Source organism: Halobacterium sp. KA-6, assembly GCF_021029015.1.
In the GTDB taxonomy this organism is placed as follows: Archaea; Halobacteriota; Halobacteria; order Halobacteriales; family Halobacteriaceae; genus Halobacterium.
This window is the reverse complement of the sequence record NZ_JAJJZH010000017.1, coordinates 1-24,738: the sequence shown is the minus strand read 5'-3', so window position 1 is coordinate 24,738 and position 24,738 is coordinate 1. Positions and strand designations below refer to the sequence as shown.

The following is a 24,738-nucleotide window of genomic DNA, read 5'->3' as shown; positions in this document are numbered from 1 at the left end:
AGCTGCAAAAGGCACTGAGCAACCGATTCTTTGACTCACTCGACGAGCTAACAACAGCGATCGACACCGCTCTCGACAAACTCTCCGTCCCTAAAGTGAGCAATTACTTCTAGTGTCTACTATAGAGTGACCTCCTCCTCGCCGTGAACGGTGAGGCTTCCCACGGCACCGCACCGCTGGTTTGGGATATTTGCTGGTTTGTAGCCCAGTCGGCATGACTGGGCTACTGGCGGGGTCACACCGCCGTTACTCCTATTCCCGGGAGGGGACTCGGAGTTATCTTGGGTGAGACACCACAGCCCTTCGAGCGGGTGTCTCGAACGTTCTGGATCTCGCAGAACTGATACTGTGCATTTAGGTGGCGGCGAACCGCCTCGGTGTACGTCATGCTCCGAGTTGCTGCTACGTAAATAGCCGTATCGGCGTCAGCACGTGATTCGTGGAGGAATTGTCGGATTCACGCCCGTCCCCAAAACGCAGGGCGTTTTGGTGTGCGAACGAGACCCAACGCGTCTCGTCAACGCCGTAAACGGCGGGATTCTCTCCTCGAAGACAGATAGGCGGCCATTCCGCTTTTTCGTGTCGCTCCCCGAACGACAGGTAGTGGCTGTGTCCGACTGCCCAATATGTGGATTCGCATTAGCACAAACGACGGGAAAAGGAACCGTCGATGAGGAGGCAGTCCATTTCTTTGAATGTAGCGAATGTGGGCACACGTGGACGAAATCAATCCTCTAGCTATACTTTCGGGTGTAACTATCAACAATTACGACGTCGATGTGACGGCATTCTATTCGGAGAGGATGTCAAGGCTGCCAGGCGAGAAGCAGAAGCATTTCATGCGGATGTGCGGTAGCACAACGTGATCTATCGAGGGTATGTCCACTGTTCAATCAGCCGTTCCACCAGGCGACTCACCGGTGGTCTGCCAGTACTGTGATGAGCCGTTCCCAACTGAGGGCCGCCTCACTCTCCACAAGGGCCTCAACCACTGGTCAGACCTTACTGAGGCTGAACGAACCGACTTCCACGATGCGCGCGCGAACGAACGCGACGCCCTCGGCTCGTTCCGGCTGCGGGCCCTTGCGTGTATCGTCGCAGTGTACTTCGTCTTCCTGTTCCTCTATGCCATCTACGCCATCTAACGCCGAAAACCCTGCTGCAGACGAACCAACAGAGAAAGCAACTCCCCGGGAAGACGCCAGTTCAAACGCGATGCCGTCGTTCGGCATCCGCTTCGGCGCGCAAGTACTCGCTTGGATAGCGATCCTGACTGTTCTCGCGGATAGCGTCGCCGCTGCGAATGGGATGACTCTCTCCAAGCAACCACGTGAGGCGCTCGCTATCCCGCGGTGGCTGTACTTAGCGACGGGAGGGGCGACGATTGGTGCGTCGGCACTGCTTGCGAGCTTCGTTACTGATCGCGCGTTCATTTACTCGCTCCATTCTCGGTCTGTATCCCTGCCAAGAATGCCCGCGGTTCGGCGGTGGATTGGTGTCCTTGGCCAGACGCTGGCTGTGATCGGGCTCTGTCTCATGGTGTTTCTCGGATACACTGGTCCACAGCTGCCATCGGCTAGTCTCACCGTCCTCGTCACATTTGTCGGCGTTCGCGCCGGTCTCCCCGCTGTTGCGTATCTTGTCGGCAATCCATGGCCCGCTCTGAATCCCTGGCGCGCCATTACAACGATTCTCCCAACCGGTTTCTACGAGTACCCGGATTCATTCGACAGGTGGCCGGCCGTCGCCGGTATCCTCACGCTCGTCTGGGTTGAGGTCATCTTCCCTGTTAGCACCGTTCCGCGTGTGCTCACAACGGCTATTCTCGGGTACTCGTTGTACACTATCGCTGGCGCTGTCGTCTTCGGCTCCGACGCCTGGTTCGAACACGCGGACCCGATAGCGGTTCTCTTCCGGTTCTACGGTGCGGTTGCACCTATCCAGCTACGTGACGGGTCCGTGGAGATTATACTCCCGGGAAGCGACCTGGCACAATCAGATGTCGTAACCGATTCCTCGGACGTCGCTTTCATCATCGCGCTCATCTGGGAGCTCACGTACAGCGGTTTCATCACAACGACAGCCGGCGCACAGACCATCACAACGATTGTTGGGTCACCGCTTAGTGCAGTGATGCCAGCCACGCCGCTCGCTGTCCTGACCTATACGACTCTCTTCGCTATCGGATACGTCACCTTCTTCGCGGCGTACTGGTATGCTGGCACGATCGCTCGCCGGCTCACTAATACCTACGTTACGAGCCGTTCGATCGCCTTACGGCTGGCTCCTCCACTGCTGGCGATCGCGGCTGGCTACCACCTCGCCCACTACGCAGGGCTGCTCGTCTCGTTGAGTCCAGCGCTGACGATGGCAGTGGTGTCACCGCTGTCGCCGCCCGCGAATCCGCTCGTACTCGCGCCACCAAACTGGTTCACTGCTCTCAGCATCGCGTTCGTGCTCGTAGGCCACTTGCTCGCAATCTGGGAGGCGCACGCATCCGCGTACGATCTCTTCTCGAGCCGGATCGCCGCCATCCGAAGCCAGTATCCATTCGTTCTCGTGATGATTGGGTACACCATTGTCAGCCTCTGGCTGCTGTCATTACCGGGCGCAACGCCCCCGTATCTCGGGTAGGGCCCGTTGGTAGTCTTCAGACCGAGAATTGGACTGCAGACATATCCATGAATGCGGTTTCGTAGCCATCGTGGCGAGACAGTTGCGGCGGGGTCTCAATTTTGATCGTGACTGTATCACCGCGCTCAACGCGATCCACAGTTGTCCCGTAGTAGTACCCGAGGTCGGGATCAAGTGTACCATCAAGTCCGGTTTTCACGACAGTCTGTCCGTCGCGTTCGACGGACATCGAGAGCGACATCCCCGGCATAAGAACGTGATTGTAGGGTGTGCGTGGAGAGACAACGAGGTGTGGGCTGTCTGTTTCAAAAAATTGCTGCTCGTCAGTAACGAGAGTTACGTAGAACAAGGCGTCGTCAGCTGAGGCTTCCCCAAGTAGCCGTCCGGGGAGCTGTTCTTTCGGTGGCGCGACTGGAGCTGGTACGCCGTCCATCTGCATCAAGTCTACTGTCCCGCGGGTGCCTGCCTTCTTACTGAGCCGGCGAATCGGGAGGTCGTACGTCTCCGCCGGCTCGAAGGTGAACTGGAACTGCGCGGTCCGCATCTCAGTAAACCGACCTTCGAACGGCTTGGTTCGTGCTGCCTGAACGGGCGCAATTCGAACTGTCGCCTCATACTCGCCGCTCCCCGAAAGTGCCACATTATCCCCGTAGTGGAACCCCATATTTGGGGAGAGCATCGACCATAGATTCGTCGTAGAGACGCGACCGTCCTCACTCCGAACATCAACTGACACCGCGGTCGGGAGCACTGTCCCGGATTCGGCATCCCAGGCGCTCGCCATCAAATGCAGCGAGTCGTCCGACGAGACAACGACTTTTGTTTTGTTCGTCCCGGTCACCCTCCAGAACCGATGAGGGAACGAGTGCATCAACGCGACCCCGATACCATCGATAGTCGTCGTTTCGTACATGCCCATCCCCTCAACAATCGCAGGGTGATAGACACCATCCGGTCGGTCTTCGACAAGTGGGGGGTCACGCCATGCGGACTGCGTCTCGAACCCGAGACGCCGAAGACATCCGGAGACGCCGGCCACGCCAACCAGCCCGCTCGCAGTTTTCAGAAACCGACGCCGGTCCATGTAGAAGATATGGACTAGCGACCGAGTAGGTGTTGCGGTTCCCAACAGGCGCGCAAGCCCAGCGCCTCCACGTCCTCTTTGTGCCTTCACATTGTCAGCTACGGTGATCTGACCGAGGACAAGGTATCTGAGCAAGGTTCGCCACAGGGAGTGTATTGATACGTCGCACTCAACATACTCACTATCATAGGTGGGCGAAGTGAGTCAAGATGTTATTTCAATTCTCTTTGGCGATCCATTCGCGGTGATGAATACGATCGGGTTGGTCGCGTTTGCCCTCGTCGGATCCTCGAAGGCCATTCGTGAGGAGTTCGACGTGTTCGGGATTGCTATTGTCGGATTGGCGATGGCGTTTGTCGGTGGCACAACCCGTGACTTGCTCGTCACTCGGGTACCATTAGTTCTCCAGTCCCCAATCGAGATCATACTGGGGTTACTCGGCGTCGGGTTAGCGATCACGCTGAGCGTCGTCTTGGAGTCACCGGACACTCATCCGGTTACGCTCGTCGCAGACGCAATCGGCCTCGCTGCCTTCGCTACGACGGGCGCTATCGTCGCTACTGATGCAGGTGTCTCGGCGTTTGGTGTCGTTGCAATTGCAATGATCAACGCTGTCGGCGGCGGAGCATTTGCCGATATACTGCTTGATAGAGCGCCGTTCATCCTTTTCGAGGACTTCTACGCGAGTTGCGCCGTCCTTGGTGGCGCGGCATATTGGCTGACCGGAGCGGTCGGCGCGAGTGGAAGTACCGCTGCCGTCGCGTGTGCAGTGGTGACTGTCGGAACGCGGTTAGTTGCGGTCACGTACGATTGGCATCTCCCGACCGTTCAGCGATTAGAACTGCTGCGCGATTGACAGCCTTCTTCACGTAAACGCGGACTTCGGGACGATGTAGAAGTGCGCCAGCCAAGGAGGAAAGTTCGGTAACAGGCGAGCGTGAACAGGTGGATTGTGGAGACTTCCCACTGGCCGACGCAATCTGACATTCATCATATAAGAACATAAAGACCGGGGGAGATTTGCACCCCCTGAACCAAGCGGAGCTTGTTGCCGGCGAAAATGCTTGTCGCTGAATACGGCATCAACTCCCGGGGTTCACGGAAGATGCCCCCATCCTCGGGACAGCCGCCTGCCAGCAACTCACCCGGAAAAACTCCGAAGCATGGCGGTCGTTTTTCGGACTGCTCGACACCTACCACAGCGACGACCCAGCCGTCACCGAAAAACCCAGTCCACCCGGATACTGGGGCAACCGCGACGACGGCTACGAGCTGCATGGCCTCGTCCGCAACGACCTCTACACCCTCAACTGGGATGAGGATCGGAGTACGCTGGCGTTCGGCGTCGGCGACGTTCTTGAGGACCGCTACGACTTTGACTATCAGGAACGCCTCACCCTCGAAGTCCGCGGCAACCCGCAGTGGGATGGTGACGATAGCAGACTTGAACTCGTCTACGACGAGGCTACCGACACACTTCGTGTCAAGCATCCAGTTCGCATACAGCCAGACCGATTACAAAAACAGCGACTGGATGCCTTCACTCACACACTCACTCACGAGAACACGACGCAGTCGGCAGCCATCGACGTCGGCGCGAACAATACTCTCGCCATTGTCACCGTTACTGGGGACACCGCCGTCTATCACGCTCGCCCGCTGATTGAGCAGTTCCACCGATACTCGGAGCAGATTGCCGTGTTGCAATCCGAGTTGCCTGACGACCGATATTCGAGTTGGCGGATTCAACGCCGGTACGACGAACGTGGGCGGAAACGCGACCACGCTCGAGATGCTGCCGTCAAACACGCAGCGGAGTGGTTGCTGGAGCGGAACATCAGCACCGTGTACGTTGGCGACCTGAAGGATGTGCTTGATTCGCACTGGAGTGCGTCGGTCAACGAGAAAACGCACGCGTTCTGGAGTCACGGGCAACTCCTTGATCGCCTCGAGCTCACGCTCGGGGATGTCGGCATCACGGTTGAATCAGTGAGTGAAGCCGATTCAAGCAGTCTCTGTCCCGAATGTGGCTCGAGGGATGTAAACCGGAGTGGGGACGACTTCAGGTGTCACGCCTGCGAGTTGGACGCGCATAGCGACATCGTAGGGGCGTGGAACGTGTTGCAGTCTGTAGATCGCCGATGGCTCGGCCTGCTGCCCTCGCGGCTGAACGCCCGAGGGACGCACCCAACAACTCCCCGAATTGAGAGCATGATGGGGCGTACTGGGAGTGGAACGGACACGACTGGACACCTGCGATTTTTGGGAACAGTCGCGTCCACATGACCAAACCAGCGTCAGCGAACCCGTAAGTTCACAGCCGGGGTAACCGACTGGCTGGATTACCCACGGAGGAATCCCACGGCTGAAGCCGTGGGAGGAAGTTAACGCAGCGTCAAGATATCGGTCAATTTTGGTACGGCGTTCCGCAATTGTTGTTACTGGTGACATAATCAGTTAATCGTCGGTTGCCGACACGTCGACAGCAGGGTTGTCGACGTCCACGTTCGATTCGGTGAGGTCAGCAGTACGCCACGTTCCACGCTGGAACCACGCGTACGCGATAATGGCACCAGCAACGTTCGAGATAGCGAACGACAGCCAGATGCCGGTCTCGGCAAGCGGGCCGGAAGCTACCCACGCAACGGGGAACCGAATCACGCCGAGCGTCAGCACCGAAATCGCAGCGGCGGTAAGCGTCTTGCCGGCACCGCGGAAGCTGCCGGTGTACGCCCGCATGATGCCGATGAACCCGAAGGTGAGTGCGACATAGCGCAGGAACTGTGCGCCAGCCGAGACGACCTGTCCAGCGGCTGCTTGGTCTGCGCCGACGAATACTGAGACAATAGGTTCAGGGAAGATGAAGACGATGACGCCAGCCGCGCTAAGAATGCCGAAGAGGACCTTCGCCGCGAGGGTAACAGCCTGTTCGGCGCGATCCGGTTTGTCCGCACCGATGTTCTGTCCAGTCATCGTCTCGACACCGCGCGCGACCGCGATGGCGGGCAGAAAGATGACCGAGAACACGCGCGTCCCAATACCGTATGCTGCCACGATCGGATCGGAGAACGTCGCGACGATGAACAAGAGGAGATTCATCGAGAGCGCACGCCCAGTCCCCTCAATAGACGCGGGCACGCCGATACGAGCGAGGCGGCGCAGGTAGGAGAACTCCGGAACCATATCTCGCAGGTGGATTTCGACACCACGGCGTCCACGGAACATGATGGCCAGCCCGACGACGAGCGCGAGTGCTCGAGAGAAGACCGTGGCGACGGCGGCACCCTGGATACCCATCTCGGGGAATGCCCACCAGCCGAAGATGAGGAACGGGTCGATGACGATGTTGAGCACGACCGACCCGAACATCACGAGCATCGGCGTAATCGTGTCGCCGTATCCGCGCATCAGCGCGATGAATACGGCGAAGCCGAACATGAATGTCAGACCAAGTGCGACGACTTCCATGTAGCTGGAGGCCAGTGGCAGGACGTCCGTGGATGCCCCCATCAAGGAGAGGAAGTCCCCGACGAAGAAGTAGCCGACACCACCTAACAGGATCGACGCGATCACGGCGAACGTCATCGTCTGTGAGGCGGCGAATTCGGCTTGTCGTTCTCCGCCAGCGCCGGTGTACTGGGCGACCAACACGCTGCCCGCAACGGAAATCCCCATCCCGAGGGAGATGAGCAGGAACACCATCGGGAACGCGAAACTGATAGCGGCGAGTGCGTCCGTGCTGTACTGGCCCAGCCAGAACGTGTCCGCGAGGTTGTACGCCGTCTGGAAGAGGTTCGTCACGACAATCGGCATCGACAGGAAGAACAGTGGCTTTCCAATGCTACCGGCGGTCAGATCGAACTCTTCGCGGCCTTTGAATAGCGAACTGACCTTACTTCGAATGCTCATGCTGGCGGTGCCTCCGTTGGGTCGTCGTCAAGCAAGTAGGTCTGGATGTAATTGGCCATTGAGACGGTGAGATGCTCAGGGGGATGGTTGACGGTGACTTGGCGTGTATGCGCGCCTTTGATTGTCGTCGTGAGGAAGTCAGCTGCTGTCGACGGGTCGATGTCGTCGTTGAACTCACCGGTCTGGATACCCGCTTCAATGACCGCTTGTAATCGGTCGGAGAGATATGCGTCGAATTCGATGAGTTGTTCTTGAACGGATTCGTCGTAGGGTGCTTGTGCTTTTATCTCGAGTATCGCGGTCTGGAACGCTTGCTTTGCGGGGTCCGTTGAGTCCCATAGAAGGATGTCCAGCAGCGAGTGAAGGTGCTCGAGAGGTGTTTCGCCGCTGGCGGCGTCGATTTGAGCGGTGTACTGGTCATAGAGATAGTCAAGGAATACCGAAAAGAGGGCTTCTTTCGTTCCGTAGTGATAGTGAATCGTGGCTTTGCTTTTGTCTGATTCGGCGGCGATGTCTTGGATTGTGAGGTCGGCATAGCCGTGTCGGCAGAGTGCGCGGTGAGTTGCCTCCAGAATATCAGTCATCGGGGTGTTGGCCATCTCGGTTGATACAGTACTTACTAACCAGTTAGTCAAAAGGCTTTGGGATGAGGAGGTGCGCACACACCGCGGTAACGGGTCGTTCAACGAAACAAATTCCCCACCCGAAAAAGGGAATCTGACGAGAAGGTCAACAGCATTATCCCGGGTACGCCGAATATACTACGTAATGGCTGATTCGCCGAACCGCACTGCCGCTGATCCGAACGAGGAGATCATGCGTGCGACATACCAAGCTCTCCAAGAGCACGGCTACGCCGACTTAACGATCAAACGGATTGCCGAGGAATACGGCAAGTCGACAGCAGCCATCCACTACCACTACGACACGAAAGACGACTTACTCGCGGCCTTTCTAGACTACATCCTCGATCAGTTCCAGAACACTGTCCACGAAGTCGAAACCACCGATCCTGAACAGCGACTGGACCTACTGCTCAACAAACTACTCGTCGACGCACAGGATCACCTGGATCTGTTAGTGGCGATACTGGAGATGCGGAGTCAAGCACCATACAAGGAAGCGTTCAGGGAACGCTTCCAGCAGAACGACGAGTACGTCCGCTACATGCTCAGCACCGTAATCGACCAGGGCATCCAAGATGGCGTATTCAACGATGTAGATGCCGAGCATGCCGCACGCGCGCTAATGACGATTGTCGACGGAGGCCGCACTAGGGCGGTCGTTTTCGATGAGGAAGCGTCGCTTGCGACGGCGCGACAGACCGCCGAAGAATACGTCACAGCTGTACTGGCAGTCGAGCAGAGCGGAGACGGCTAGGTGTACTTGTCCGGTTGTTCTGTCGGGCTCGCTGTTTCGGTGTGCGTGAGGTCTGCGGAACACCACTGACAGAAATCCAAATCAAGGTCAAGTTCCTTCCCGCAGTGTGGGCAGTGCGTGAGTTCTCCACTTTGGTTCGGAGTAAACCTGGCCATCATATTCTGTGCGTGTGCCACGAGATATGCGTCCACGACGCTCAGAGCCCCGACGACGAGGACTGGCGCGATCGACAGTAGGTCGATCGATTGCCCGCGCATGAATGCCTCAAGTGCTGCTGGATCGACGAACAGGGTCGCCGCGCCGAATAGGGCTGTGATCCACCCGAATGCGCGCCACCAGCGTCGGAGGTACGCGTGCCCTAAGCCGATTGCAAGAACGTTGAGCAGGGCGGCGAGCCACGGTCGCTTTCCGGAGAGTGACTGGCTCATATGATTACTAATTAGTTAGTAAGTTATAAGCCTTCTTGACCAACCTGATTTGATTGGTGACGAGATGATGTGGCGTCATCTGGAATGTCGAATTGACGAGACCCTCCGCTCCGTGAACGGTAGGATTCCCTCGCTGAATTAAGATCAGTACCTCACAAAGCGTCCTCAGTTGAGTCAGTCTGAGGTCTGATTTCTGTTGCGGAGTGCAGTGACCGACCGCGATCTCCTCACAGATCGACGGGACGCCGCTGGGCGAGGTGATGTTCGGATACACGGCAGAGGACGTTATGGCTGCGATCGACAACGGCCATCAGGGGACACTTCCACAGCCGACCTCCAAGTGATATTCTCGCCCGCCGTGAACGGCTACCGAGATGAATAGTAAAATCGTGATTAGTAAAATCGTGATTTAGATAGTCGGTAGGATTATCTTGATGGGGTGTCTAACGGGGAGTATGACTTCTCCTGAGTTCGTTAACCGGGAAGACGAGCTTGAGATGCTGCATTCGCGATTCGATCGGGAGACCGCAGATCTCATCGTCGTCTATGGTCGGCGGCGACTGGGCAAGAGCGCGCTTGTTCGACAAGCCATCGACGGCCATGAGAACGCAGTTTACTGGCAGGCGACCGAGGAGACCCCGGAAGCCCAACTATCGAACTTTGTCGAAACTGCTAGTGAAACCGTCCCGATGCTAGCAGATATGCAGCGAGATTGGGAAGCGCTGCTCCGCGCACTCGGTCGAGAGGATACCATCGTGGTGCTCGATGAATTTCCATACCTGGTTGAATCGGATGAGAGCCTCCCGTCGAAGATTCAGCGGGTCTGGGATATGCACCTTCAGGACTCGGAAATGACCCTGGTGTTGGTTGGGTCATCGATTAGCATCATGGAAGACAAGGCCCTGAGTGGTGGCAGCCCCCTCTACGGTCGACGAACAGGGACGATCGATTTGCCACCACTTGCTATCACAGACGCCCAGCAACTGTACCCGACAGATAATCCTGATGACGTCATCAAGACGTGGGGTGTGTTCGGTGGAACGCCATATTACCTTCAGGCGCTGACGCAATCACAGTCACTGCAAGAGAACATTCAGACCCACATCCTTTCCGAGCACGGAGTCCTGCATAACGAACCTGAATTCTTGCTCCGGACTGAGTTTGGAATCCGTGAACCACAGACGTACTACACGATCTTGCGGGCGATTGCAACAGGAAAGCGTGCAGCCGGTGAAATCGCGGATTTTGCGGGTGTGGATTCGAACACACTTGGCTCCTATCTATCGAAGCTTCGCCGGCTCCGTCTGGTTGAACGCGATATTCCAGTGACGGCAAATCCGAATGCGACCCGAAAGAGTCGATATCGACTCAAAGAGCCACTATTCCAATTCTGGTTCCGGTATGTGTACGGTCAGGAAGGCAAGCTCACGCAGCTCGGTGATGAGGCCTACACGGAGTTAGTCGAGCCGACGTTCACAGAATACTTGGGTGAGATGTTCGAGCGAGTTTGCCAGCATCGCTTGCCTGCACTCATTCCGAAGACGTACCAGGGAATCGGCTACTGGTGGCATCAACACCACGAACTGGACGTTGTTGGGCTTGCCAGCGATGGGACACTCGTCGCGGGCGAGTGCAAGTACACCAAGCGTGAGATGACCGAAGGGGATTTAGCTGATCTGGAGCGAAGTGCAAGCCAGATTCAGTGGACGGCACCCAACGGCGCCGAACTTGAATATCACTACTGTTGCTTCTGTCGGTCCGGCTTCTCCACTGGCCTTCAGCAGGTTGCCACAGACCGAGATGATGTCTCCCTATTCACCCCTGCGAACATCGTCCCAGCAACAGACAAGAATTGACTCGCGTTTGAGGACGTGATCGACTTTCGCGAGGGGACTGGTGATTGTGGGGCACAGGTTGGCGTTCAACCGCCTCTCCGACTACGTCCAGTACAAAGCAGCAGATTCTGATTTCGATGTGCACGCTGTGTGCATTTGCCGAAATGGTTATCAATCTATGTGCAGAACATGCACACAATATGAGCGCAAGTGATGAGCCACGACGGGTGCACTTCCAGTCCCCGGAGTACCTTGTCGAACGACTTGACGCAGTCGCCGAACTCTTCGACACAGATCGGACCGATCTGCTCGTTGAAGCGATTCGCGAGTACCTCGAAGAGACCGCCGACAGCGAGACGTTCCAAGAGTTGGTCGCGACGAAGTACTACGACGACCAGCTCGAGTTCGAGACGGTCAAACAACTGGTCGGCACTGAAACCGCCCAGCGACTCCGCATCCTCAAAGCGGATCTCGAGGACGAGCCGCTGGATCTTGAGGCGCCGGCGGACGTCGATATTTACGGTGACGATGCGACCGAGATTGACACCGGCGACGAGCGATGACCGGCCGACTACGGACGGTCGTCGCCGACACGAGCGCGCTTGTCAGTCTGGCTGTGCCCCGTGCCGATAGCGCGTACGATACGGACGGCGCTCCGGACCCGTTGCAGTATCTGCTCACGTCGTGTGACGTATCTGTCCCCTCAGAGGTAGTCGCAGAACTTCAGGACCTCACCCAGTATCAGGATATCCACGGGGCAGCAGCCACGAACGTCCTTGCGGCCCACGACTACTACACCGTCGAGGATCCCTACGACCGTGATGACACCCCGGATTCGCGGCCGACATTTGGCCTTGACGACGGCGAAACCGATGGGATTGTCCTCGCAAACGAACTCGACGTCGACGGGTTTCTCACCGACGAGTTCGGCGGGACGAACTTCCCACTCATCCACGCAGTCTTACAGGGACCGCGGATCGTCCCGACGCCACGACTCATCTGTGACTACGCCCGAAACAGCCACTTGAGCAACGACGACGCACGAACGCTGTTAGCAACGATTAGTCCACATCGAAGCCGGGTCAATAGCCCCTATGTTGCCCAGATGCAGAACTTGCTCTAGGGCCAGAGGCCGCGTGTTTCGTGGGCTTCGGCAATTCGTGAGAGGGCGACAATATACGCTGCGTCGCGCCAGGTCACGTCGCGTGTTTCGAATTCTGCTCGAACGTCTTGCCAGGCTGCCAGCATCTCTGTCTCTAACTCATCGTTGACGCGTTCGAGCGACCACGCGCGGCGATTGATGTCTTGGAGCCACTCGAAGTAACTCACCGTCACACCGCCAGCGTTAGCCAGAATATCTGGAATGACCGGGATGTCTCGGTCGGCGAAGATCGCGCTCGCGGCGGTCGTCGTCGGTCCATTAGCGCCCTCGATGATGATGTCGGCAGCAACATCGTCGGCGTTGGCTTCCGTTAGGACGTTCCCGATTGCCGCTGGAATCACCACGTCGACGTCCAACTCGAGTAACTCGTCGTTGGTTACCGTCTTTGGTGCCTCGTGAGTCATCACGGCTTCTGGCTCCTCGTGATGGGAGGGAATAGAGTGCGTATCGAGGCCGTTTGCGTCGTAGATACCGCCGTTGACGTCACTGACAGCGACGACGTTTGCTCCCCAGGTGTCGAGTAATTTCGCTGCGTTCGACCCGACGCTCCCGAAGCCCTGGACGGCAATCGACGTTTCTTTGATGTCTTTGTCGTAGTAGTCGATCGCTTCACGGGTGATGATCGCGACGCTCCGCCCTGGCGCTGCATCACGGCCTTTGCTCCCGCCGACGATTGGTGGTTTCCCGGTGACGACGCCGGGGATGGTTTCGCCTTCCTGCATGGAGTAGGCGTCCATCAGCCACGCCATCGTTTGCGGATCCGTTCCCATGTCAGGTGCGGGGATGTCCGTCGTCGGTCCGATGACAGACCGAATTTCGTCGGTGAAGCGGCGTGTCAGCTGTTCTTTCTCGGCTTCGCTGAGGTCCTTGGGATTGACAGCGACGCCGCCTTTTGCGCCGCCGAAGGGGATGTCCATCACGGCGCATTTCCACGTCATCCACATGCCGAGGCCGACGCATTCCTCGCGGGTGACCTCGGGGTGATAACGGAGGCCGCCCTTGAACGGGCCGCGGACGCTGTCGTGTTGCGCACGATAGCCGGTATAGACCTCCACATCGCCGTTCTCGCGCTCGATTGGAACGGTGACTTCCTGGACTTTCTTGGGGTGCTTGAGTCGCTCGACAATGCTCGGATCGATATCGAGGTGGTCGGCGGCGTGCTGGAGTTGTCGACGTGCGGTCTGCAGCGCCGATTCCGGTTCACTTGGCTCTTCGGCCGTCTCGTTGTCGTCGTGCTGGGTTGGTGTTGAGGCCATTATTCGATGGGTGTGCGTCGGTTCCGCATATCGCCCGCGCAGTCGGGGCACTGCCCAGGGTTATCCTCAGCAAGCACGACGTTCCCGCACTCGAAGCATTCGTACGGTGATTCCTCGGTTGAATTCTGGTTGACGTCCCTCATGGTTAGGTGAGTGTCCCGACAGTTCTGTGCGGGTTGCTCTACATATGGATAATGAGTGTATAAGGGAATATTCGATAGTTGAGCACCGAACCACACGCCAACCAGCGTGGTTTACTATTCAAGCATCCACGAAAGCGGGCGCGGAGGGGTCCCTATCGCGGGATTACCCGCGGTGAGGGAAGCCCACGACTACAGTCGTGGGGGAGGTCACAGCGGTAGCAGCGCGGAAGCCCACGGCTTTAGCCGTGGGAGGAAGCGCGTGCGCTTTGTGCGACAACCCATCGATACCGGCATTCCCGACTCCCCATACTTCAAAAATATTAATAAAGTGTAGCAGTTTCTGTGATGTACATGGTGTGGGAGGTAACGCGAACGGTACGGGTTCGCCTTGACGTGCCCGACGACCGGAAGAGCGACCTCCACGCCACCAACAAGAAATTCCAGTACTGTGCCAACCGCACTAGTGAGTGGGCGTGGCGCTATCCCGACGAAGCCTGCGTCACCAGCAAAAACAAAGCTGAAGCCGCCATCTACAACGATCTCCGCGAAGAAACCGACTCCCTCCACGCGAACCTCGTCCAAAAAGCCATCAAACGCGCCACCGACGATATTGGCAACTGCGTGGACAGACTAGCCGCGGGTGAGAACACCAGCCAGCCCGAATACGACACCTTCAGTATTGTCTACGACAAGCGCGCTGCAACCTACTACCGCGAGAAGGTGAGCCTCGCCACCGTCAACGGCCGCATCGAATGCGACTACGTCCTGCCCGACAATCCCGAAGGCACACCACACGGCCAGTACCTGCTGAACGACGATTACTCGTTTTCGACGAGTACCGTACATTACGATAGTGAGGCAGATGAGTTCTACCTGCATGCGGCGATGGAGCAAGAGGTCGACGAGAGTAGTCCTGAGAAAGCCCAGGATTCGAGAGTCCTGGGCGTGGACTGCAACGTCGACGACCACATCGCCGCCACCAGCACCGGCGCGTTCATCGGCAACGCTGACTACCTCAACCACCAACGCCGCGAGTTCGAGAAGCGGCGTGCCAGCCTCCAACAGACTGGCACACGGAGCGCCCACGTGACGTCTCAGCGCATCGGTGACCGGTTCGGCCGCTGGAGCAAAGACTACCTCCATCAGTGTTCCAAACAACTCGTCGCAGAAGCCCAATGGCATGGCTGTACACACATCGCGTTCGAGAACTTGGAGCGGATTCGCGATCGTATCAGTGATGGGAAGAAGTTCCAGCAGTGGGCATTCCGCGAACTGCAGGAACAAACAGCGAATAAAGCAGAACTGGCTGGAATCGTGGTTGCGAAAGTCGAACCGTCGTATACGAGCCAGCAGTGCTCGAAATGCGGCTGTACGCTGGAGGAGAATCGTGACGGGCAACAGTTCGCGTGCTTGAACTGCTCGTACTCGGTGAATGCGGATTATAATGCGGCGAAGAATGTGGCGCGGAAACTCGCACTCAAACTCCAGCGGGGGCAGAAGCCCCCGCTGGAGGGGCGTTCTGTCAGTACGCCCTGAAGTCGGGGGTGATGACCGTGAGCGCTACTGAAGTGGCGTCCGACACCCCAGTGTCGGCAGAACGGGAGTCCACTGACAAGCCCACCCCTTTAGGGGTGGGTCACTGACGTCGGGATACGTGCTCTTGTGGCATTCTGTGAGGTCTTTGGCGATGTGGTGCTGGTCGCGCTAGCCATGGCTGAGTGACGTGACATCCTCGCCCGCCCTGATGGGCGGGGCTTCCACCGCAGGTGGAATACCAGCAAACTGCTGGATTGAGGTTTCAAGACGTGTTCGCGTCACCGGTCTCCGGGTTCGCCCCCGCTCCCACCGCTGGTGAGCTAGACGAATCCTTGTCATCGGAAGCCCGCCTCTCGGATGGGAGTCCCTCGCTCGGTGACGTGTCTTGGTGGGCCTGCCACTGGCCCCCGCTCTGTGGCGAGTCATCGCCTGCCGATTTCCAAGGCAGGCTCTCTCTCCACGGATTTAGCCGGTTGGCAATGTTCGCTGCTGCGTTCAGATCCGCTTGGTACTCCGACACCCAGCACGCCTCGTTCGTACACTTGAACGTGCCTTGATGCGGTCGATAACCAACGTGTTGACACGCATGGCATGTTTTCGACGTGTGGTGCGGATGTACGTATTCCACAGGAATACCGTGTTCCGCTGCCTTATCCTCAATGCGTGACTGTAAACGGGAGAACAACCACTTACCGAGGCGTCGATTCCAGTACTTCCCAATATTCTCGTCGGTGATACCCTCAAGGTATTCGAGGACGATGACCGGGTTCTCGAACTGGGAAGCGTATTCGTCGGCCCGATGTGAGGCTTTCTCAATTTCGTCTTCGATGGCGTCTTGCCACCGCCCCCACACGAGATCGTCCAAGAGGTTCGGCGCATATCGTGGTTTCAATCGGTCTTCAGTACTGGCTTGTTTCTGGCGGAGATGTCGGACGCGACCACCATCCACGAACAACGGATCAACGGGCGTGTCGTCTCGGAGGGCACAGCCCACCAAGAGCTTGGATTCACCCACATCGAACCCGACAGGGGTCACGTCGTCACTCTCTGGCGAACACGAGTGGTCTGGTTCGGCTTCGTAGTTCGCGGTGACGTGCAACACCCACCGTTTTCCGTCGCGTTGCAGGCGGAGTTCGCCAGCCCACACACTGTCGTCTTCGTCGTCAATCAGAGAGTGCCACCAGTGTTCTTGCTCGGGATTCATCTGGAGTGGTATCCAGAAGTTCGTTCCGCGACCGGGAAGTGGGACTTCCCAGCAGATTTCGTGGTGGCGGTCTTCATCGTGGTCGAAGACGGCTGCAGTGTTGGCGTAACGGATGGGGTGGTCGTCTGCGAGTTGACTCGCGTTGTACGTGTCTTCGTCCAAGAGGTTTGGAACGTATTGTTTGAGTGCGTTTTTCGAGTGCCAATTGAGGTCTTCACCGCTGACAACCTCGTTGACGGCAGTCATCGTGTCGCACCCATCGTTGAAACTGCGATGGAGGAGCGTTTCGTATCGTTCGTGTTCGTCGTGGAACTTGCGTTGCTTGTGCTGAGTGGGTGGGGCAAGATACGCTTTGAGCGTCTTGCACTCCTCACTCATTCTTCAGTAGCGTTGAGGCCCTGTTCCACGAGTTCGGCGTAAGCGAAGTCCATTCGCAGCCCGTTCTCGCGGGAGTACTCTTTCACACGTTCGTGGAGGTCGCTTCCACGATCGATGGCAATATCAACTCGCATCCGTTATTCAGTACGTTTTCTCGTATGTTAAATGTTCGGGTTGGTGTTGGGTATTCAGAGTGCTGTCGCTCGTGGTTTGCGCAGTCAAGTGACGCGATTCACGCCCGCCGTGAACGGCGGGATTCTCTCGCTGTTTCAAGATAGAGTAGATTATTTTGACTGTGGAAAATATCATGTTCCTCCAAAGCGTGGTGTTGGGTATGGCAGACTCTCATGATGGGGACGACGAACCGGCGTATGTCTCGCGGTGGAAGGAGGCAACGACGGGATTCGACCGAGTACGGTCGGTCGCGTCGTCGCTCGAGGAGCCGCGGACAGCGGGCTGGATCGCCGATGAAGCACACGTCTCCGAGCCGACCACGCGAAATCATCTCGAGCGTCTCGTCGACCTTGGTGTGCTCATCACCGACGAATCAGCCCGGGGCAAGACGTACTACCCGGACCCGGTCTACACGCGCCTGACCGCGATCCAAGAACTCGTTGCCGAGAACCCCGAAACCGACCTCACCCAACAGGCAACAACCATCCAAGCAGATATCCAGTCCTGGAAAGCGGAATACGACGTCGAGTCACCGCGCTCGCTTCGTGCATCCGTCACGGACGACGTCTCGGTCGAGGACGCCCAACAGCGGCTGCGGACCGCCGCAGATTGGGAGTCCGCGCAGTACCAACTCTCACTGCTTCGGGACGCCATCGACCACTACGACACGTACACTGCCCGGCCGCCCGCCTCCGCATGACTGACGTGGACGGCCCTGCCGACGGCAGTGAGCAGGCTGCCGTCGATAATAGCCTCAGTCGCCAGCGACATCGACCGGATGGCGGCCGAGAGTCGATCCAAGAAGACGTTGCGAAACGCCACCGGATTCTGCGATCGCTGCGCGAGCAACTCGAACGCCATCCAGCCATCAGTCCGTGCGTCGAGTGACGACTGGGGCGTGGTCGTCGATCAGCGCCGCGAAGAGTTTCCGCTGCACCGTTCGAATATGCTGGTAGAATGCCTGCGGGGAGATGTCCAGTGACTCCGCGACGGCTTCACCAGTCACCGTCCGCGGCGACTCGAAGAACCCACTGTAGTACGCTGTCTCCAAGACTTCCAGTTGCCTGTCAGTCAGGCTATCCAGCACGGACGCGTAAAACCCGTGTTCGGACGCCTGTTCGCGCACCTGCTTCGACGTAAGTTCAACATCCTCGAAACGCTGGGTGATGAACTTCGTGACGTTTCTGGCCTCAACACTCCCAGGAACGTCAATAACGAATGCCGTTCCCGCCTGCGATGCCGTCGCATTCTGCAGGACGGCACCGTGGTCGGCCAGTTCTGTCGCCGGGAACGGTTCCGCCAACCGGAGCCGCAACACGCCCCCGGTATCACCACCACGAATCCGCTGGACGTCCTCGATCACGTGGAGGTCAGCGGCCACGTCGACGACCGTGTCAAGCGGCGCGTCCTCGACTGTGACGAACACGTAGTTCCCGCTGGCAGTCTGCTGGACGCCGCCTTCGTACGTGATTGTGCAGTCGGCAGCCTGCGCCAGTTGCGCAAGCACGAACGACGGATCCGTAACGGTGTACTCGACGCGGGTCATCGACGTGGTGAGCAGCGCGCGCTTGCGCTCACTTGCACTAATTGCGGAGGCAATCGTTTCACCGAGCTCTGCGAGCACTGTCTGAATCGTTTCGTCGAAGGCGTCCGGCGTCTCCGCGTACACCGTGAGGACGCCATACGAGAGGTCGTTGTACACCAGCGGGATGCTCAACACGGACAGCAGGTCGCGTGAAATTGCGTCCTTGCGCCACGAGGCTGCTCGAAGATCAGCGGCGACGTTCGAGACAAGCGTCACCTCGCCAGTCGCCGCAGTTCGACCCGCCGGTTCAACGGCGTCAGCGGCGACCGGGAACGACTGTGTATCAAGATAGCCGTGGTCGGTCCCAGCCCACGCCTGGGGCGTCACGGCCTCCGATGTACTATCAAGAGTCCCGATCCAGGCGAACTGGAAGCGACCGTCAGCAGTGAGTCGTTCACAGACCGTATGGTCGATTTCCTCGCGGGTCTCAGATTGCACAAGCGCCTGGTCAATCTCGCGAATCGTCTCGTTAATCTGGTTGAGTGTCGTGAGTTGGTCGTTCTGTCGCTGGAGTTCACGGTCCTGCTCACGAAGCTGTGACTCACGGTCGACGCGGTCCAGTGCTGCCTCCGCGGTCGCCGCAAGCAAGTCCGCAAGTTCCCGCGTCACATCGTCGAAAGCCCCGACATCGGTTGACCCAGCGACGAACACGCCATGGTTCCCGAGTGGAATGTACGCGACACTCCGGAGATCAGTCGCGGGATTACTGAGGCGGTCCGCATCGTGGATATCATCGAAAAACCGGGGTTCGTTCTCGACGAAGCTGTGACTGGTGAGATCGTTGCCGTCCGCATGAACATCCGGAAGCGGGCCGTGGGCGTCCCGCATCGCCTGTGAGTACGCAGTCGGCTGAAGGTGGTTGTCATCGGCCTCAAAGAGGTAGACGGCGCTCGCATCAAGGTCGAGAACGTCGGGTGCATCGTCGACGACGTGTTGGGCGATTTCTTGGTGTGTTTCGGCGTACAGGAAGTCTCGCGCAGTCTCCTGGAGGGTTGCGAGTGCACGTTCGCGCTGCTTGCGCTTCGTGATGTCACGACAGCTGTACAGCAGCGTGCCATCCTGAATCGAGACCTCCCGAACGTTCACCAAGAGCGTGTGTTCGCGGCCGGCTTTGTCCGTAGCCGTCGTCTCGATATTCTTCAGGACGCCATCGTCGGCGAGGTCCTCGCGGTCGAACAAATCGTCGCCAAGCAGCGCCTCAATCGTCCCCAATTCTCTGATCTCCTCGGCTGTGTATCCGAAGATGAAGTGGACGTTCGGGCAAACGTACGTGTACTCGCCGTCCTCGTCGGTCATGAGGACGGTGTCGGTCATATTGTTGAGCGTCACGCGGTGGAGTTCCTCGGACTGACGGAGTTCCCGTTCGAGGTCGACACGGTCGGTGATATCGACGCTGTCGACGATGATTGAGACGAGGTCGCCGCGTTCGTCAGTGACCGGTTGGACGGAGAGCTCCAACACTCGCTCACCAGTTACGCCATTCTGAGTGACGACAGCGTGACCGAATTCGCCACGATTCGCTGTCTTGACGAGCCGACGGATGTCACCGCTCGTCTGGCCTTCATCAAGCCACCAAGGCAGCGTCCAGAATGGATCGCCCACGACGACGTCGGCGTCCACATCGATCATGTCGCGGGCCGTCTGGTTGACGCGCTTGAGTGCACCATCAGGGTCGAGCACCCACGTTGCTGATCTAGTGTCGTGAAATGTGGCGTCGAACTGTCGTGCCCGTTCGCGCTGTGTCATCGCTCGTTGGGCGTCCCGTAGTGCCTGCTCGGTTCGCTGTACGGCATCGGTGACGGTCTCGTCTAGTGGGTCAGTGGCAGCGATGTAGTCGGTGACGCCGGCTTCGATAGCTGTACTAGCGATTGTCTCGCTCCCATCGGCGGTTCCCAGAATAATCGGGAGTGTGGCGGTCGTCTCCCGAAGGCTGCGAACGAGGTCAATCCCTGTTGTTTCGGGAAGGCTGTAGTCAGTAACGACGCAATCGATAGCTGTCCGTTGCAGCAGCTCTTGGGCGGCGGATGCTGTCGAAACGCGGTGAACAGTCGCGTCGAACTGTTCTTCGAGCGCCCCAACATATGTGGTTAGCCACGCTGTGTCGCCAACAGCGACAATCACAGACGAGTCAAGGACGTGATCTGGTTGCGAATTCATAGGGAGAGTGGCCAGCACCAACCACAGAATGCGATTCTGTACGCGTTGATACTCTCAACCACTCACCAGACACGCAAAACCACTCCCATTTACTATTCAACCCCACGTTGGACTATGGTGTTCAAAAGCAACCCATGGAGACCAGAAATTCCCGACGAGTTGAGAGCGGAGAAGTTCCCGAAGGCAACTAGAAGAGGTTTCGAGTTCCGGTTGTGTCGAGTTTGGCTGTCAGTTGATGCTGGGTGTCGAGTCCCGTATGGAACCGACTGATGATCTCGGATTGGTGTTCGGGACAGGCCAGCACAGAGACAGCACCGTCTTCGACCGGAATGAGCGGTTGGTGTGGCGAACTCGCTGCGAGACCGCAACTCGGACAGCCAACACCACCAGCCGGCCGATGCTCAAGAAGTTCAACCGTCGCCTCCGTCGTGTACCCACAAATGCTAGCGAACTGCTGTTGGTGGTCGTCACAGCCAATCAGTGGCGCTGTAAGCTGATCGAGCAGCAGAAATGACAGCATGTGTCGTTCCGGAGATTGCAGGGCGACCTCGCAGGCATCGCACTGCATCGGTGGCAGATCATGGTTATCCGCTAGTTCATGCTCCGAGGAGTCTCCAAGATCCATCCTATGGACATCTCTCGGGCTGCAACACCAAACAGTTGGCGTCCAGTCAACCGCCTCGGGGTCAAGCCCCGAGGCACTCGGCCTGCTCCGCCTGTAGATGGCCGCAGTCTCTATACCGACCGCCGCTTCGTCGGTTGCAAAGCGGTTTTGGAGGTGTCCCGGGGGTCATGGTTCTTCGTTCGCGTCCTGGTAGGTCGCCCGAACGTGCTCAAGAAGTTCTTCGACGATCTCCCAGAGGATTAAGGAGGGGGTCTCGTGTTCGAACGTGATCCCCCAGCGGTCCTCCGTATTGGGAGATGAGTACTGGAAGTGGGTGTGTCCGAGGTCGGGATGGTCCTCGTCCTGATGCCAGCCCGCGTGAAAGCCCGTGTTCGGGTCAGTGTAGTTGATACGGAACCAATCGTGGGGGTCCTGTCGATACCACTTGACCGTCAGTTCCGGCGATTCAGGGCCTGTCGGCGGATCAAGCCGGGCCGGATCAAAAATCGCACGTAACTGTTTGGCCTCGACATCGTCAGGCACGTACTCGACGGCTGTGATCTGTGGCACCCGGTCGAGTACGTCTCGCTTCAATTGGGCGTAGAGGTTCGCGTTCGGGTCACCGCCTGGATGTGGGACCGACATTCGTCAGCTACTGGCCTCAGCAGGTTCTGTTGGGGCGAGGAAGTCCCATTCGCGGATGGCGAAGCCGACGATTTTGATGCGACGCTGGAGATGCTCCCATTCGCGTGCGATCTCACGGCGACGGTCTTCTTCGTCAGTGTCGAGAGACTCGTCAGCCAGTGTGCCGCGAAGCTGGTTCGGTGACTCGACATCGAATTCGTCCTTCCAGTCCCGAATTTGGGTTTTCATATCGGCGAGCCGGTCCGTGAGTTCCTCGACAGAGTGTCCGCTGTCCCGCAGGCGCATCGCCTCTTGCATCGCCTGACGACGGTAATCAGGGTAGTACGTCGTGTGCGGGCCGCTTTCGTCGCGGTGGAGGATGCCATCGTCGACGAGGCGTTCGAGGACGCGTTTGGTCGGCTCGTGTGACCACCCTGCTTCGGAAGCAATCCAGTTGACAGTCCGCGGCTCCGACAGCTGCCGGGCAGTCATCCGCACTCGGTCTTCACCCGTGGTCTGGCGCTCCATCAGGCCTTCAGAGTTCGATTCGTCTTCGGTCATACAACGCAATTCGGGCTTCATCTTAATATAGGTTGAGGCCATCAATCCCATATCGAACCTACTTCGTTGCCACCACCCCAATCACAGCTGAAGTAGCCCGGAAGGATCTCGAGCCGCGTTCTTCTCGCGCGCAGTGTGAACCGCCTCGGGGTCAAGCCCCGAGGCTTCCAGTGAGTTAGTGGAAGCCCCTCCCTTCAGAGGGGCGAGGAAGCACGGACACCACACGACACAATCCACCCAGTGTTGTTCTGGGTATCTGGACTTCTGGACATCACCCACGTCCAGTTAAGTCGACGGCGGTCATTTCCCCAGTCAGATTGATGCTGCAGAATGCTCGTGTGCTTCGGCCGGAGTTTGTCCCACGGGAGCTGCAGCACCGCGACCACGAACATACCGCGCTCACTGAGGCGTTGCAGCCACTTACTCGCGGGGAGCGCGCTGACCCAGTCATCATCACTGGCCAGACTGGCGTGGGGAAAACGCATCTGACGAAGTTCACGCTTGAACGGCTTCAGGAGACGGAGATTGGGCTGGAGACGGCGTTCGTGAATTGCTGGCAGAATTATTCTGGCTATCGCGCGCTGTTCCGCATCCTCGAAACTCTCGGTCGGACGCTGGACGTCCATCGGCAATCCACCCCACAGGACGAACTTGTTGAGCGGCTTCGCGACTACGATGGCACCTGTGTCATCGTTCTTGATGAAGCCGACCAACTTGAGGACAAAGGCATCATCTATGATCTGCGGCGGATGCCACAGTTCACGCTTGTGCTGATCGCGAACCGTGAGGAAGACCTCTTTGCGGGTATCGACGATCGGCTGCAATCTCGGCTGCATGGGACGCGGACGATTCACTTCGAACCGTATGGGCTCAGTGAGCTCACTGCGATCCTCCAGTCACGCGCTGATGCCGCCTTCTCGCATCCGGATCCGGTTTCCACGAGTTTGCTTGAGGAGATTGCGGATGCGGCGGCTGGTGACGCCAGGGTCGCGATCACGATGCTTCGGGAGGCTGCGAAAAACGCCGATCGGAACGGCCACGACCAAATCACCACGAGTGATGTCCGGGCGGCAATTCCGGAGGGCCGTGAGGCAGTGCGTGATCGGAATCTGGAAACGCTGAAACCCACGCAACGCACGCTGTACACCATTATTGAGGCGTACGTCAACGAGCACGAAGAGCCGATGCAGCCGAGTGATCTCTACACGGCGTACCAGGAGCGGGCGGACGATCCCGTGGGGAATCGGCAGGTTCGACGCCACCTCAACAAACTCGAGCACTACAACCTCATCACGATCAAGGGCTCCTCACGCGACCGACGCTACGGCCTTGTCCACGATTACTGACAGCGCGTTCCGGACATCTTCTGCGTACGCTGCGTCCAGAACACCAACCAGCACCCAGCGCCGACAATTCGAACGCGTTGCCCGGCTTTCGCGACGACGCTGCTGTGTGAGGTGGCTGGGTTTGGACATTTGGACGGTGCACGCCGTCGTATACGGGACAGCAGCGGCTACAGTCGTATATGCCACCGAGACAACACCAGCAAACCAGCCATAACCGGTCAGGGCCCGCTGACCTCCCGGATCTCAACGATGCAGTCCAACTGCTGGAGGCTGCGAATACTGATGTCCGACCGGCGTTGCATGCGTTGACGCTTGATCGCGTGTTGCTCGCGGGCGCGAGCGGTGAGAGTACGGCGACCTGGGTTGGGACTGGCCGGTACGCCCAGACGACCAGCCTCCACGATATCGCCCCAGCACCACGTGTCTTGGATCGGGTCAAGATTGGGCGTGGGTTCACTGCCTACCAGCATCATGCCCTCATCCGGGAGGCCGTCAATCGACTGGACGCCACATCCGTGGTGCTTGTCGCACCAGCGATTGACGCACCATACCGGGAGAGCGATCTGGCACACGAAGACGCCCGAGACATGCTGCTGCGAGCACTCGCTCACCTATAGTAGACACTAGAAGTAATTGCTCACTTTAGGGACGGAGAGTTTGTCGAGAGCGGTGTCGATCGCTGTTGTTAGCTCGTCGAGTGAGTCAAAGAATCGGTTGCTCAGTGCCTTTTGCAGCTGT

22 protein-coding genes and 4 pseudogenes are annotated in these 24,738 nt (G+C 58.1%); 14 read left to right on the top strand and 12 right to left on the bottom strand.

What is annotated here, in order from left to right:
• From LPA46_RS17990 to LPA46_RS17980, 3 genes and pseudogenes are all read left to right on the top strand, one after another.
• Positions 1 to 113: pseudogene (locus LPA46_RS17990) on the top strand (IS630 family transposase); the annotation flags it as partial.
• A 765-nt stretch (positions 114 to 878) separates the two neighbouring features.
• Entirely contained in the window at positions 879 to 1,145 is a 267-nt protein-coding gene (locus tag LPA46_RS17985) for a DNA-binding protein (protein WP_230893704.1), read from the top strand.
• A gap of 70 nt (positions 1,146 to 1,215) precedes the next feature.
• Positions 1,216 to 2,634: a hypothetical protein gene (locus LPA46_RS17980; RefSeq protein ID WP_230893703.1), complete on the top strand. Its 1,419-nt coding sequence runs from the start codon at positions 1,216 to 1,218 to the stop codon at positions 2,632 to 2,634.
• 16 nt (positions 2,635 to 2,650) lie between these two features.
• On the opposite strand, the gene LPA46_RS17975 is transcribed toward LPA46_RS17980, so the two are convergent.
• Entirely contained in the window at positions 2,651 to 3,718 is a 1,068-nt protein-coding gene (locus LPA46_RS17975; RefSeq protein WP_230893702.1) for an iron transporter, read from the bottom strand.
• A 247-nt stretch (positions 3,719 to 3,965) separates the two neighbouring features.
• On the opposite strand from LPA46_RS17975, the gene LPA46_RS17970 reads away from it, so the two are divergent.
• Positions 3,966 to 4,574, top strand: a complete 609-nt coding sequence (locus tag LPA46_RS17970) for a trimeric intracellular cation channel family protein (RefSeq protein ID WP_230893706.1) — start codon at positions 3,966 to 3,968, stop codon at positions 4,572 to 4,574.
• A 239-nt stretch (positions 4,575 to 4,813) separates the two neighbouring features.
• Positions 4,814 to 6,047, top strand: a pseudogene (locus LPA46_RS19315) (transposase); the annotation flags it as partial.
• Positions 6,048 to 6,175: 128 nt separating this feature from the next.
• Here the strand turns inward: LPA46_RS19315 and LPA46_RS17955 are convergent.
• Positions 6,176 to 7,627, bottom strand: a complete 1,452-nt coding sequence (locus tag LPA46_RS17955) for an MATE family efflux transporter (protein ID WP_230893700.1) — start codon at positions 7,625 to 7,627, stop codon at positions 6,176 to 6,178.
• Positions 7,624 to 8,211, bottom strand: coding sequence for a TetR/AcrR family transcriptional regulator (locus LPA46_RS17950; protein ID WP_230893699.1), 588 nt, complete (start codon positions 8,209 to 8,211; stop codon positions 7,624 to 7,626). Before LPA46_RS17950 ends, LPA46_RS17955 begins: the two co-directional genes overlap by 4 nt.
• 184 nt (positions 8,212 to 8,395) lie before the next feature.
• On the opposite strand from LPA46_RS17950, the gene LPA46_RS17945 reads away from it, so the two are divergent.
• On the top strand, positions 8,396 to 9,007 hold the full coding sequence (locus LPA46_RS17945) for a TetR/AcrR family transcriptional regulator (protein WP_230893698.1): 612 nt from the start codon (positions 8,396 to 8,398) through the stop codon (positions 9,005 to 9,007).
• Here the strand turns inward: LPA46_RS17945 and LPA46_RS17940 are convergent.
• Positions 9,004 to 9,435, bottom strand: a complete 432-nt coding sequence (locus LPA46_RS17940) for a zinc ribbon domain-containing protein (protein WP_230893697.1) — start codon at positions 9,433 to 9,435, stop codon at positions 9,004 to 9,006. The genes LPA46_RS17945 and LPA46_RS17940 overlap by 4 nt on opposite strands.
• Positions 9,436 to 9,890: 455 nt before the next feature.
• Between LPA46_RS17940 and LPA46_RS17935 the strand changes: the two genes are divergently transcribed.
• The 3 genes from LPA46_RS17935 (at position 9,891) to LPA46_RS17925 (ending at position 12,393) form a co-directional block, all read left to right on the top strand.
• On the top strand, positions 9,891 to 11,291 hold the full coding sequence (locus LPA46_RS17935; protein WP_230893696.1) for an ATP-binding protein: 1,401 nt from the start codon (positions 9,891 to 9,893) through the stop codon (positions 11,289 to 11,291).
• 179 nt (positions 11,292 to 11,470) lie between these two features.
• Entirely contained in the window at positions 11,471 to 11,833 is a 363-nt protein-coding gene (locus LPA46_RS17930; RefSeq protein ID WP_230893695.1) for a hypothetical protein, read from the top strand.
• Positions 11,830 to 12,393, top strand: a complete 564-nt coding sequence (locus tag LPA46_RS17925) for a hypothetical protein (protein WP_230893694.1) — start codon at positions 11,830 to 11,832, stop codon at positions 12,391 to 12,393. The genes LPA46_RS17930 and LPA46_RS17925 overlap by 4 nt, the downstream gene beginning before the upstream one ends.
• On the opposite strand, the gene gdhB is transcribed toward LPA46_RS17925, so the two are convergent.
• A complete protein-coding gene (gene gdhB, locus LPA46_RS17920; protein WP_230893693.1) occupies positions 12,390 to 13,688 on the bottom strand; it encodes a glutamate dehydrogenase GdhB in 1,299 nt (432 codons plus the stop codon). The two genes, LPA46_RS17925 and gdhB, sit on opposite strands and share 4 nt — an antisense overlap.
• Positions 13,688 to 13,831: a rubrerythrin-like domain-containing protein gene (locus LPA46_RS17915; RefSeq protein ID WP_157575705.1), complete on the bottom strand. Its 144-nt coding sequence runs from the start codon at positions 13,829 to 13,831 to the stop codon at positions 13,688 to 13,690. Before LPA46_RS17915 ends, gdhB begins: the two co-directional genes overlap by 1 nt.
• Positions 13,832 to 14,182: 351 nt before the next feature.
• Between LPA46_RS17915 and LPA46_RS17910 the strand changes: the two are divergent.
• Positions 14,183 to 15,474, top strand: a pseudogene (locus tag LPA46_RS17910) (RNA-guided endonuclease InsQ/TnpB family protein).
• A 155-nt stretch (positions 15,475 to 15,629) separates the two neighbouring features.
• On the opposite strand, the gene LPA46_RS17905 reads toward LPA46_RS17910, so the two are convergent.
• Positions 15,630 to 16,949, bottom strand: coding sequence for a transposase (locus tag LPA46_RS17905; protein ID WP_230893691.1), 1,320 nt, complete (start codon positions 16,947 to 16,949; stop codon positions 15,630 to 15,632).
• Positions 16,946 to 17,083, bottom strand: a complete 138-nt coding sequence (locus LPA46_RS17900; RefSeq protein WP_230893493.1) for a hypothetical protein — start codon at positions 17,081 to 17,083, stop codon at positions 16,946 to 16,948. The genes LPA46_RS17905 and LPA46_RS17900 overlap by 4 nt, the downstream gene beginning before the upstream one ends.
• A 200-nt stretch (positions 17,084 to 17,283) precedes the next feature.
• Here LPA46_RS17900 and LPA46_RS17895 point away from each other — a divergent pair, with 200 nt between their 5' ends.
• On the top strand, positions 17,284 to 17,823 hold the full coding sequence (locus LPA46_RS17895; RefSeq protein WP_230893690.1) for a winged helix-turn-helix domain-containing protein: 540 nt from the start codon (positions 17,284 to 17,286) through the stop codon (positions 17,821 to 17,823).
• Positions 17,824 to 17,991: 168 nt separating this feature from the next.
• On the opposite strand, the gene LPA46_RS17890 is transcribed toward LPA46_RS17895, so the two are convergent.
• The gene (locus LPA46_RS17890) at positions 17,992 to 20,865 is read right to left on the bottom strand and encodes a bacterio-opsin activator domain-containing protein (RefSeq protein ID WP_230893689.1); all 2,874 of its coding nucleotides are present in this window, start codon (positions 20,863 to 20,865) and stop codon (positions 17,992 to 17,994) included.
• A gap of 256 nt (positions 20,866 to 21,121) precedes the next feature.
• On the opposite strand from LPA46_RS17890, the gene LPA46_RS17885 reads away from it, so the two are divergent.
• Positions 21,122 to 21,379: a hypothetical protein gene (locus tag LPA46_RS17885; protein ID WP_230893688.1), complete on the top strand. Its 258-nt coding sequence runs from the start codon at positions 21,122 to 21,124 to the stop codon at positions 21,377 to 21,379.
• 276 nt (positions 21,380 to 21,655) lie between these two features.
• On the opposite strand, the gene LPA46_RS17880 is transcribed toward LPA46_RS17885, so the two are convergent.
• Complete coding sequence (locus LPA46_RS17880; protein WP_230893687.1) at positions 21,656 to 22,114, bottom strand: hypothetical protein; 459 nt, start codon at positions 22,112 to 22,114, stop codon at positions 21,656 to 21,658.
• 3 nt (positions 22,115 to 22,117) lie between these two features.
• Entirely contained in the window at positions 22,118 to 22,696 is a 579-nt protein-coding gene (locus LPA46_RS17875) for a DUF7342 family protein (protein ID WP_330166352.1), read from the bottom strand.
• A 278-nt stretch (positions 22,697 to 22,974) separates the two neighbouring features.
• Between LPA46_RS17875 and LPA46_RS17870 the strand changes: the two genes are divergently transcribed.
• Complete coding sequence (locus tag LPA46_RS17870; protein ID WP_230893685.1) at positions 22,975 to 24,000, top strand: Cdc6/Cdc18 family protein; 1,026 nt, start codon at positions 22,975 to 22,977, stop codon at positions 23,998 to 24,000.
• 179 nt (positions 24,001 to 24,179) lie between these two features.
• Positions 24,180 to 24,617 carry a hypothetical protein gene (locus LPA46_RS17865; protein WP_230893684.1) on the top strand — a complete coding sequence of 146 codons (438 nt, stop codon included), beginning with the start codon at positions 24,180 to 24,182 and terminating at the stop codon, positions 24,615 to 24,617.
• 6 nt (positions 24,618 to 24,623) lie between these two features.
• Here the strand turns inward: LPA46_RS17865 and LPA46_RS17860 are convergent.
• A pseudogene (locus LPA46_RS17860) lies at positions 24,624 to 24,738 on the bottom strand (IS630 family transposase); the annotation flags it as partial.

Coding starts and splice junctions, on each gene's coding strand:
- LPA46_RS17955 (WP_230893700.1), bottom strand. CDS start 7,627: ATGAGCATTCGAAGTAAGGTCAGTTCGCTATTCAAAGGCCGCGAAGAG.
- LPA46_RS17895 (WP_230893690.1), top strand. CDS start 17,284: ATGGCAGACTCTCATGATGGGGACGACGAACCGGCGTATGTCTCGCGG.
- LPA46_RS17880 (WP_230893687.1), bottom strand. CDS start 22,114: ATGTCGGTCCCACATCCAGGCGGTGACCCGAACGCGAACCTCTACGCC.
- LPA46_RS17870 (WP_230893685.1), top strand. CDS start 22,975: ATGCTGCAGAATGCTCGTGTGCTTCGGCCGGAGTTTGTCCCACGGGAG.
- LPA46_RS17985 (WP_230893704.1), top strand. CDS start 879: ATGTCCACTGTTCAATCAGCCGTTCCACCAGGCGACTCACCGGTGGTC.
- LPA46_RS17905 (WP_230893691.1), bottom strand. CDS start 16,949: ATGAGTGAGGAGTGCAAGACGCTCAAAGCGTATCTTGCCCCACCCACT.
- LPA46_RS17945 (WP_230893698.1), top strand. CDS start 8,396: ATGGCTGATTCGCCGAACCGCACTGCCGCTGATCCGAACGAGGAGATC.
- LPA46_RS17950 (WP_230893699.1), bottom strand. CDS start 8,211: ATGACTGATATTCTGGAGGCAACTCACCGCGCACTCTGCCGACACGGC.
- LPA46_RS17865 (WP_230893684.1), top strand. CDS start 24,180: ATGCCACCGAGACAACACCAGCAAACCAGCCATAACCGGTCAGGGCCC.
- LPA46_RS17930 (WP_230893695.1), top strand. CDS start 11,471: ATGAGCGCAAGTGATGAGCCACGACGGGTGCACTTCCAGTCCCCGGAG.
- LPA46_RS17890 (WP_230893689.1), bottom strand. CDS start 20,865: ATGAATTCGCAACCAGATCACGTCCTTGACTCGTCTGTGATTGTCGCT.
- gdhB (WP_230893693.1), bottom strand. CDS start 13,688: ATGGCCTCAACACCAACCCAGCACGACGACAACGAGACGGCCGAAGAG.
- LPA46_RS17885 (WP_230893688.1), top strand. CDS start 21,122: ATGGAACCGACTGATGATCTCGGATTGGTGTTCGGGACAGGCCAGCAC.
- LPA46_RS17975 (WP_230893702.1), bottom strand. CDS start 3,718: ATGGACCGGCGTCGGTTTCTGAAAACTGCGAGCGGGCTGGTTGGCGTG.
- LPA46_RS17935 (WP_230893696.1), top strand. CDS start 9,891: ATGACTTCTCCTGAGTTCGTTAACCGGGAAGACGAGCTTGAGATGCTG.
- LPA46_RS17900 (WP_230893493.1), bottom strand. CDS start 17,083: ATGCGAGTTGATATTGCCATCGATCGTGGAAGCGACCTCCACGAACGT.
- LPA46_RS17980 (WP_230893703.1), top strand. CDS start 1,216: ATGCCGTCGTTCGGCATCCGCTTCGGCGCGCAAGTACTCGCTTGGATA.
- LPA46_RS17875 (WP_330166352.1), bottom strand. CDS start 22,696: ATGGCCTCAACCTATATTAAGATGAAGCCCGAATTGCGTTGTATGACC.
- LPA46_RS17925 (WP_230893694.1), top strand. CDS start 11,830: ATGACCGGCCGACTACGGACGGTCGTCGCCGACACGAGCGCGCTTGTC.
- LPA46_RS17970 (WP_230893706.1), top strand. CDS start 3,966: ATGAATACGATCGGGTTGGTCGCGTTTGCCCTCGTCGGATCCTCGAAG.
- LPA46_RS17915 (WP_157575705.1), bottom strand. CDS start 13,831: ATGAGGGACGTCAACCAGAATTCAACCGAGGAATCACCGTACGAATGC.
- LPA46_RS17940 (WP_230893697.1), bottom strand. CDS start 9,435: ATGAGCCAGTCACTCTCCGGAAAGCGACCGTGGCTCGCCGCCCTGCTC.